The following is a 9,275-nucleotide window of genomic DNA, read 5'->3' as shown; positions in this document are numbered from 1 at the left end:
CCATTCTTATCAACACGTTTGACTGTGACTGGTTCTGGTGTACCAACGAACTGCTTGTCTGGTGTGAAGGTCACAGTTCCATTTGATGCAATCGTGTAAGTTCCTTCACCTAGAATCACTTTTTCAGTTGATCCATCTTCAAATGTCGCTGCCACAGTTTCATCGATTGGAACCAGTGGGTCGCCACCTTGGAAGCTTGGAGTTCCTGTTTGTGGAACACCCTGAGGACCCGTGCTAGTTGCGTTAGTGCTGGTTGGAACTACTTCTTTCACCACCGCTTGGTACTTGACAGTAACAGGAGTTCCGTTGGCATCCACACGAGTCAATTCAAGTTCTGGTGTTTCCCCCTTGAATTGCTTATCTGGGGTGAAGGTCACCTTGCCATCTGCATCCACTTCGAACTTACCAACATTTGGTACTTCTTTCACAGTTGTACCATTGTCAAATAGTGGTGTCGAATCCGCTGGGAATGGAACTGAGTCATGGCCTGGAGTGAAGGTCACTTTACCTTCTTGGACCTGACCTTGCAGACCTTCTGTCATATCACCTGTACCAGTTGGCGTTACTTTCTCAACAACTGGGGTATAGGTCGTTACAGCCGACTCTCCATTTTTATCCACCACTCCAACTCGAACTGGAGTTGCCGGACCATAGAAGGTTTTCAGTGGAGTAAAGACAATTGTTTTATTTACAAGATCTAAATCGTACGTCCCTTGGTTGGCAATGGTTAGCGAAGTTACCTTTTGTCCATTCTCATCATAAAGAAAGACACTGCTTTGGACTAGGTCAACGGATTTCTTTGCTCCATTAATGGTTGTTGTCCCTTTTGTAAAGTGGACCTCGCTCTCGCTTGCTCTATCCTCATCAAATCGAATCGTTGCTGCTTGCTTCTGCCCTTGAAGGCCTTTAGATTTCGCTGCACTTGCTGAAGGGACAACTGGAAGTGGAACATAATACACCACCCGATACCAGGTAAATTCTTTTTCCAACTCTTCATCTCTAGGATCATCCGCGGTCAATAAATATTCATCGAGAGCTCCTTCTCCCGACATTGTGTTTGCATCAATATCCTCTCTTGGATAATAGCCAGGAATTTCAGGAGAAATCACTTGAGACCAAGTTTGGTCTGCAGACCAGGCTGAGTATGTCACACCAGCTGTCGCATCATTTGGTTGCCGTTTCGCTAAAACCTGGTCAATTCTCTTGGTTCGAGTAAACGAATGAGTCTCAACATGCTTTGGAGCAAGGAGTGATAAATCAGAATGGTTTGTTTTTTTGAGATATTCATAATCAATTTCACGAGTTCCACGAACAGTTTCGGTTAGTTCTGTAATCTTGTGTCTAAACTGAAACTTGAATTGTTTTGGACTAGTCGAGTCACCAAAGGTATGATCTGTAAAATCGTTACTAATCAGTTCATATCCTGCATCTTCCAATTCCTTAATTCGACGAGCAGGATCATAAGAAATTGGTCCATTAGGTTTGCCTACAACTGTGTCTACCTCTCCTAGTTGTACTTCCTTAGACGGATCGTTTATATCCACAAAGGTGAAACTTGCAGATGACAGTTTGGTAGACATTTGGATTGAAACATTATTGGACTCAGTGTACTTGGAACTGCCATTTGCCAGTGCCGAAGAAAGATAAGCCGTAGCACCTGGGGCAGTATCTTGCCCGATAACTGCTCCATCAATAGGAAACTGAATCCTACTTCCAGCAGCAACCGGAGCAGTCGAATGCCAACGAATTGCACGAATCTCTGACCAATCCGACACTTGGTCTGCTGTGAGCCACTGTGAAGCATTAATTTCTGTAGCAGTGCCCGCAGTACGACTATATTGAACTCCCCAGCCTGAAGGTGGTGTTAGAGCTTTTGTCAAATGAACGGTAAACTCCGATCCACGATTTCTTGATTCCAGCTGTTTATCACCTTTCATCGGCAAAGAAGATAAGACATATACATCTGAAACTGACTGTTTAGCTGCGTTTTTATAGGTCACTCTGAAATCAATCTCATCACCAGGATAGTGCTCTTGGGTATTGTAGGCAAAGTGTTGATCTGTAGCTCTCTTCACTTCAGAGTAGACACCACTCGCTTCAGAAGCCTGTACGATCACATCAAAGTCATAAGAAACCGAATTTTTCGAGGTAACTGTAATCCCATCTAGCTCCCCCAAGTCATAACCATTCTGAGCTTGAACGTCAGGAAGTTCCTCGTCCCAAAAAGCAATCGCTTTATAGGTATAGGTCCCATTTGGAATCGTCTTGTTTTCTAATTTCAAAAGAGTTGGGGGCATAGGTGAGTCTGGGGTTCCCTTTACTTGAGCATAGTAGAGAGTTTTCCCAGTATCTTTGTAATTATAATAGACCTTAAAATTAGGATTCCCACTAAAGTTTAATTGTGGATCAGCCAAATAAGCCAGATGGTAAACTCCTGTCAAGTTTGCGAAGTTCTGGGTAGGAGTTTCTTTACCCGCAGTCCTTGTGATAAAATCTTCTTTAAAACCAGAAGCATCTGTGTGTCGATTAAAGACATCTGTCCGACGGCGTCCAACCATCGAAATTTGCTGGCTAACGCGTGTTAATTCAGCTGAGGCCGTTTGAGATAAGGAAACAGTGTTACCAGTATTGTTAAATGTGAAATCCGTTCTAGAATCCAACTTACTGATTGTCGAATCTTTATAGAGACTTTCCCAATTATTAAAACGTGTTTTGGTCTGGAAAACAAACATTGATGTATCATTTGTTGAGGACTTCCTCATCTTGATATTTTTAAACTTGTACTCCAGTTCCTTCACATCTTGCTCTTCCGTCAGTCGTAGGCTACGAGTGTTACTATTAAAAGTCCCTAACAACTCACCTGTAGCTTTATTGTATACTTCTACAGATGCATCCGGTGAAGAGAAAAATTCATTCCAATAACGCTCCTCAATCGCATTGACTTCTCGATAAGACTCTCGTGGGTCTTGTATTCTATGGGTGACCGTGTAGTCATTGATAGGATAATCTTTTTCAACCTCAGCGACTGATGAGAGTCGAACATAAGAACGGTATTCTGTTTCACCATAGGAACGAATTATCTCCGAGTCAGACTGATTATAGTGTCTATATTCGAAGAGAGAAGACTCTGGCTGATCTGTTTTTTGAACAAAGAGAGTATAGGGAAGAACGGCCGTATTTTGATAACTAGTCCCATCTGCTTTTGTATAGATACCTGTCACAGTTAGGTTTTGCGCTTTTCTATTGATATCTGCTACTTTGGCATTCTTTAACTTAAAAGAAATTGGAATGAGCTTATTTTTATTGTTATTGATATCTTGAAGCGGATTGTTAGCTCTGTTAATGGTCAGATGGTAACCCGTCGCATCGGCAGTCCATCCCAAAGCTTTGGCTTCATCTGTCAATTCATAACCTTCTTTTAGATCTACATTATAGGTATAAGAAGTGACAGGATCAATGATATGTCCCCCGACATCACTAATCCCCATACCATTGATCATACGACCATCAAAGACACCATTTCCATAGTTGAAATAATCATTTCTTGCCGTATTATTCTTAGGATCTTTCGCACCATTAAATAGGTAGAAAGACACAACCGACGAACCATCGTCAACGATACCATCGTTGTCTCGATCATAGCCAATGACCTGATTGTTAGACATTGGTGTCAGACCACCTACACCGTTTTCTAAGACTTTCCATGTGTGTTCAATGCTTCCAAGTTCTTTGAGGACATTGCCATTTTTGTCATAGAGCTTAGCAGTTGCGGTCACCTTATGGTCTGGTCCAAGGGCTTGGACAGCGCCTCCCCAATTCTGCGTCAAAGGATCTATCTGAAAAGTATAGACGAAGTTATAGTTTGCCCCACCTCTCAGATTCGCAGGTTCTATCTTTAAATCAAGATCCCCATTCGCTTTTTCTTGGCTAAACTTTACACCACCGACTGGAGAAGGGGTCAATTTAATAGCCTTCCCATTTTGGAAATGAATTTTGATATACCCACCAGAATAATCTGCTTCGTGTCCAGTAATACTAAAAGTCAAGGACTCACGAACACTATCTACAGCATGGATATCTTTGATTGGCGAATGAGTTTTAAATTCTGCATTGACTTCATCTAGCGATCTCTTGCGCCTAGAAGAAGTTTTCCCGCTAGAGCCACTTTCTTCCTTGCTTTTCTGCTCAGTTTGAGTTGATTCTAGAGATTGCTTTTTCTCCTCATCTAAAGAAGGCTGACTCGCTTCCTTCGTATTGTCAACTTGAGAAACTGGTTGGCTCTGAGAGACTGGTGCAGATACTTCTGTTTTGGACGGTTCAGCTTTATCCTCCAGCTCCTTAACCGCTTCGTTCTGTGTTACCACTTTTTGAGGCTCAGAAATGACTTCCTGCCCATTATCAGTACTTTTTTCCTTCTGTTGAATTTCCGCCTGCGTTTGTTGTTCCTTATTGTTGACTTGAGTTTCATCCGCTTGCACTGGAGAAGTAGCCATGACCATAAAAGTTCCTAGCAATACCGAACAGGTCCCAACACTTAACTTTCTAATTGAAAAGCGGGAAAAAGATTGATTAAAAATTTTTTTCTTCATCATTTCTCCTTTATATTCATACTTAATCTAACATAACAGCTTTATCATTATAACTTATAGTAAATAGAATTTCCAATAGAATGTTCATTTCTACAGAAATTTCTTTATAACTCCATTTGCATAGAAAAAGGAAGCTGAAAAACCAGCTTCCTTCTGTTGTTTTCATTCCATTTTCACCATTATTCCACACTGAAAAGATATGGATATACGGGTTGTTGACCTTGGTGAATCTCTACTTCAACATCTTCAAATTCTTCTGCGATTTCTTGGGCAATTTCATTGGCAAGTTCTTCGCTTCCGTCTTCACCGACATAGAAAGTCACGATTTCACTGTCTTCGTCCAACATATGTTTCAAAGTTTCAGTCAAGGTTTGGTGCATGTCAGGATTTGACACGAGGATTTTCCCATCTACCATACCAAGATTGTCATTTTCATGAATTGCTAATCCATCGATAGTTGTATCACGAACGGCTGTTGTTACACTACCGCTGATAACATCACCAAGGGCTGCAGTCATGCGTTCTTGGTTTTCTTCGATTGATTTGCTTGGGTCAAAGGCAAGAAGGCTGGTCAACCCTTGAGGAATTGTACGCGCTTCTACCACAACAGCAGGTTGTTCAAGCACTTCAGCCGCAGACTGAGCTGCCATAAAGATATTTTTGTTGTTTGGCAAGAAGATGATGTTGCGAGCATTGACCTGTTCAACAGCCTTGATAAAGTCTTCTGTTGAAGGGTTCATTGTCTGACCACCTTCAATGACATAATCCACACCTTGGGCACGGAAGATATCTGCTAAACCTTGACCAGCTACTACTGCGATAAGAGCATACTCTTTTGTTTCAGCAGGCTTGTTTCCTTGAGTTGCTTCTTTTTCAACTTGCGCCTCGTGTTGGTTACGCATGTTGTCCACTTTTACCTTGATCAAGCTACCATATTTAAGACCTTCTTGCATGACAAGACCTGGATCTTCTGTATGGACGTGAACTTTGACGATTTCATCATCATTGACAACAAGTAGAGAGTCACCTAAGTCATTCAAGTAGTTACGGAATTCATCATAGTCAAAGTCCTTAGAATAAGTTGGACCTTGTTTGAGGGCTACCATGATCTCTGTACAGTAACCGAAGGTAATATCCTCAGTTGCCACATGCCCTGCTACAGACTTGTGGTGCTCTGCATTGATCATTTCACTCATGTTGGCAGGAGTCGCTACAAAGTCTTCAGAAGCACTGTATTCACCAGTAAGAGCTGAAAGGAAGCCTTCGTAAATGAAGACCAAACCTTGACCACCTGAGTCTACCACACCAACTTCCTTAAGGACTGGAAGCATTTCTGGTGTCTTAGCCAAAGCTGCTTTCGCGCCTTCCAAGGCTGCACGCATGACCTCAACAGCATCATCTGTCTCCTCGGCTTTTTTCTTAGCCCCAATGGCAGCACCACGAGAAACAGTCAAAATGGTTCCTTCAACTGGTTTCATAACCGCTTTATAAGCTACTTCGACACCAGATTGGAAGGCAAGAGCCAAGTCTTGACCTGTTAATTCATCTTTTCCCTTGATAGCCTGAGAGAAGCCACGGAAGAGCTGAGAAGTGATAACCCCTGAGTTCCCACGCGCACCCATCAAGAGCCCTTTGGCAAGAATGCTCGCTACTTCTCCAACTGTAGAAGCAGGCTTGTCTGCTACTTCTTTCGCACCATTTTCAATGGTCATTCCCATGTTTGTCCCAGTATCTCCATCTGGAACTGGAAAGACGTTTAATGAATTGACATATTCTGCTTGCTTATTCAAACGAGTTGATGCAGCTTGCACCATCTCTTGGAATAAACTGGTAGTAATTTTTGACACGATTATTCTCCTACAACTTTGATATTTTGAATGTAGACATTCACAGTCTGAGCAGTAATTCCTAGTTGATTTTCTAAACTAAAACGAACACGCTCTTGAATGTTTTTTGACACTTCGCTTATCTTTACTCCGTAGCTCAATACGGTATAAACATCAACTGCAATGCTACCATCTTCGGCTGCTTTTATAACAACACCCTTAGAATAATTTTCCTTACCAAGGAGGGCTTGGAAATTGTCTTTGAGGGCATTTTTACTAGCCATACCGACCACACCAAAAATCTCAGTTGCGGCACCACCTACTATGGTTGCAATCACTTCATCAGTCAGTTCGATTTGACCATCTTTTGTATTAATCTTTACAGTCATTTTTTTTTACCTCAACTAGTTGATACTCTATTTTATCATATTTCAGCCCAAGTGTAAAAGCAGAATGCTGTATCTGCGGATATTTGCTCTATTTTTCAAATGGTTTTATCCTTAGAGCAAAAGAAAAAGACCTAAGCGGTCTTTTCATTTTTATTAAACGCGTTCAACTTTACCTGATTTCAAAGCACGAGCTGAAGCCCAAACTTTTTTAGGTTTACCATCGATAAGAACAGTAACTTTTTGAAGGTTTGGTTTTACGGCACGTTTTGTTTGGTTCATCGCGTGTGAACGGTTGTTTCCTGATACAGTCTTACGACCTGTAAAGTAACATACTTTAGCCATTGTGTTTTCCTCCTATTAGATCTAATATAGCGGATGTGCTAGCACCACATACCGTACTATGTTATCACACTTTCTCTATTTTGGCAAGGAAATTCGGAGACTTGTTTGTGTCTAAATTTTTGGGACTAATCAAATATCCTTATAACTCAATAAGAAAGCGAGATTTTTCAGACAAAAAAACTGGAAAAAGTTCCTAACTTTACTCCAGCCCTTGACTATATTGCACTATTTATGCTACAATATTGTTTGACTGATTAAGCAAAGTGTTGGTTTGTCTTAATCGGTGGTGTAGAAGTTGCTGCTTCTGCACCTTTTTCTTTTTTATATTTACTCTATTATTGTAACACATATTAGGCAAAAAAGCAACTGTTTTGTATAAAAACATGACAAAAAGACCTCTAAAAATTCTTTTTTTAGAGGCTTTTGTCTGCCTTCCGATTTTATTTATGTCCTCTTTTTCTGATGACAGCACCGTGTGGCTTATGGTTAATACGAAACCCTGCGCCTAATCCCGTATCCCTAAATTCCTCATACTCTTGTCTCCAAGCTCCAAAAAACAGCTCGTTTAGCTGATCAATTCGTTCAATAAGAATCATCTTGGCCATGGTACAAGCCCCTTCGATGGACCAATACATCCCTCGATGTTTCATGCGGTAAGTGACCTTTCGGTGCTGACTCTCCATTACCCCGATACCACGTGAGGACAATCCTCTAAGTTTAGGTGGTCTAGTGTCACAGAAATTTCTTAATAATTTCTTACGAAAATTGTAAAAATTATCAAGAGCTTCCTGACTCTCTATGAGAGATTCAACTGTATCTAGTACGGTCTGAAGCAGGCCCTTCTGGTGATTTTGGATGGCCTTGAAAGCAAGATCAAGTAGTGTAGATGGGTATGGCTTCAGGAATCTTTTAAGTTCTTCATTGACATGGTAGGCATCCCAGAAATGCTCATGACGTTTAATCCGTAGGACCTTCTTAATTTCTTGAAATATTCTTCGAGAATATCCTTTACCATTGTCTGAGTTAGTGATAAGAAGAGTTCGATCGGTTATTTCAAAATGATTGTAGAGATAGTCTATCAATTCTTCCTTTGCTTGTTCATGGCTTGTATGGATAATCTCATGCTTATTCTCTAGTACATACCGATTATTACCAACCTTCTTCGCTCCAGTATGAATCAGAAAATGGGCTAAGTCTGTATTGTGTCGTTCATCATTGCTTGATGTTGTCTTGACGAGCACACCATCTCCCTCCAGGTAGATTTTATCTGCCTGTATTTTTTTCGGTTGCTCATCACCTTTAAAAAGCCGATAACGTTCCCTCTCTGAAAAGAGTTTACCTGCCATTTTTACGGACTTCAAAACAGCATCCTTTGTTATTTCCAAACGATAAGCCATCTTAACTGTTCGACAAACTTCACGGTAGGATAAAACAGAAGCGTGTTTTGCCATGTGAAAAATCAACTCAGGAGAATAACGCATATACTTTTCTAGACCTAGCCACTCATCTACGGGATAGCAGCTTTTCTTTCCCTTTCGCCAGCGATTCCTAGAAAAGGTCACCTCTCCAAATGTAAAAACAACTGTCCTCTCAGTACTGTCTATCCGTTTATACCCCCTCAGTCTCATGGAGGGAGCTATCTGCTCGTCATAATCTCTAACTTGCTTCAGGAATTGCTGCTCACGTTTGCGATCTAGTTCTGCGACAAATTCTTTTTCATCAAATTTAAACATACTCTCTATTGTACTGAAATCATGACTAGATTAAAAACATCAGAAACTTTTACAAGATTTTTTCAAAAATAAAAGCCCTCCCTTATTGGGAAGGTTGTTTGATTATAAATATAATTATATTTATGACGATAGACTTTCAATTAGTCTATCAAGGTAATCTGATGCAGACTTTGCGCCAGCTGCTTTAGCAATTTCATCTAATTTTTTCCGATTGCTTGGTTTCAAAGTAAACTGGAATTGCTTTTTGCGTTCAAAACTTTCAAAGTTAGCTATATCTGAAATCCGCTCAGGTTGATGGGTTGCTTCAATAATCTGCGAAATCTCTTTTTCTTTTGGTGTGAATGCCATAACAATCTCCTTCTAATTCTAATTATATTTATAATTGTATTTGTGTTT

The 9,275-nt window shown here is 40.7% G+C and carries 6 protein-coding genes; all 6 read right to left on the bottom strand.

All coding sequences use genetic code 11. From position 1 onward, the window contains the following. Positions 1-4,592: YSIRK-type signal peptide-containing protein (locus HMPREF2991_RS06440; RefSeq protein WP_142350317.1), on the bottom strand; the 4,592-nt coding region annotated here is incomplete at its 3' end. A gap of 176 nt (positions 4,593-4,768) precedes the next feature. After that, complete coding sequence (locus tag HMPREF2991_RS06435) at positions 4,769-6,436, bottom strand: DAK2 domain-containing protein (protein WP_070683701.1); 1,668 nt, start codon at positions 6,434-6,436, stop codon at positions 4,769-4,771. 2 nt (positions 6,437-6,438) lie between these two features. Continuing rightward, positions 6,439-6,804, bottom strand: a complete 366-nt coding sequence (locus HMPREF2991_RS06430; RefSeq protein ID WP_000216429.1) for an Asp23/Gls24 family envelope stress response protein — start codon at positions 6,802-6,804, stop codon at positions 6,439-6,441. 153 nt (positions 6,805-6,957) lie between these two features. Next, positions 6,958-7,146: a 50S ribosomal protein L28 gene (gene rpmB, locus HMPREF2991_RS06425; protein WP_001140948.1), complete on the bottom strand. Its 189-nt coding sequence runs from the start codon at positions 7,144-7,146 to the stop codon at positions 6,958-6,960. 440 nt (positions 7,147-7,586) lie between these two features. Then, positions 7,587-8,879 (bottom strand): ISLre2 family transposase, encoded by a 1,293-nt coding sequence (locus HMPREF2991_RS06420; protein WP_070683699.1) that lies wholly within the window; start codon positions 8,877-8,879, stop codon positions 7,587-7,589. Positions 8,880-8,999: 120 nt separating this feature from the next. Next, complete coding sequence (locus HMPREF2991_RS06415; RefSeq protein ID WP_070683697.1) at positions 9,000-9,227, bottom strand: hypothetical protein; 228 nt, start codon at positions 9,225-9,227, stop codon at positions 9,000-9,002. Between the last annotated feature and the right edge of the window lie 48 nt (positions 9,228-9,275).

Source organism: Streptococcus sp. HMSC072D07 (assembly GCF_001814835.1).
In the GTDB taxonomy this organism is placed as follows: Bacteria; Bacillota; Bacilli; order Lactobacillales; family Streptococcaceae; genus Streptococcus.
Note: the sequence above shows the minus strand (reverse complement) of the source record. Positions and strands in the feature narration are given on the sequence as shown.